1 protein-coding gene is annotated in these 808 nt (G+C 42.6%); it reads right to left on the minus strand.

Features of this window, described 5'->3' with window-relative positions:
* Positions 1 to 698, minus strand: a 698-nt coding sequence (locus tag HH219_RS21650) for a transposase (RefSeq protein WP_169328605.1), incomplete at its 3' end; no start/stop codon positions are given.
* Positions 699 to 808 lie beyond the last annotated feature (110 nt).

The following is an 808-nucleotide window of genomic DNA, read 5'->3' on the forward strand; positions in this document are numbered from 1 at the left end:
TCAGGGTCGGTAATATTGCTTTTAATGGGTTTGCCTTTACTGCCTGTTTTTTCTTTGTGTGTGGCGAGAAAGTCTGTGATTTTCTCTGCGCTTTTATCCAGCTTTTCTTTTTGCTTTAAGTCCTGTTCAATGAACTCATCGCCCAGTCCATCTTGCGATTGGTGACGCTCAATAATACGTTTACTCGCGCGTTCTAGTTTGGCTTTTTTACGGCCAAGCTCATCGAAAGTGCCGCTCCACTCTTTACTCGCATTTGACTTTAATTTACACCCATCAATGGCAAACATGTTACGGCCTATCAAGCCTTCTTCATCACATATCAGAAGCACTTGCGTGAACAGCGGTTCAATCTGCTCGTGCATTTTGGCCACGAAGCCCGCTATCGATGTGTAATGCGGTTGGATATCACCCGACACACTCATGAATAAGATATTGTTCTCGCAGGCTTTGGCAATACGGCGACTACTGATTAATCCATGCGCATAACCGAGTAAAATAATCTTTAACATCACCGATGGCGGATACGCCGCAGCACCTGTTTTGTCGTTGTTATACCACGCGTCAAAGCCCGACAAGTCGAGTTTATTTTCGACAATATAACAAAGCGCATACTCAAATGTGCCTGGCAGGATTTGCTCAGAAAAATTGATAGGAATGAATTTATTTTGGCAGGATAAGTCAGGCTTGTAGTTGGCCATAACGGTTTACCGTGGGTGAATAATATCTATTAGATCACAGTCACCCAGTGGATTCAAGGTTAAAAAGCGAACAATTTAAATTAGGAAGTTAAGTTCCTAAAAGGAGTAAT

Source organism: Pseudoalteromonas sp. NEC-BIFX-2020_015, from assembly GCF_012952265.1.
Taxonomy (GTDB): Bacteria; Pseudomonadota; Gammaproteobacteria; order Enterobacterales; family Alteromonadaceae; genus Pseudoalteromonas; species Pseudoalteromonas neustonica.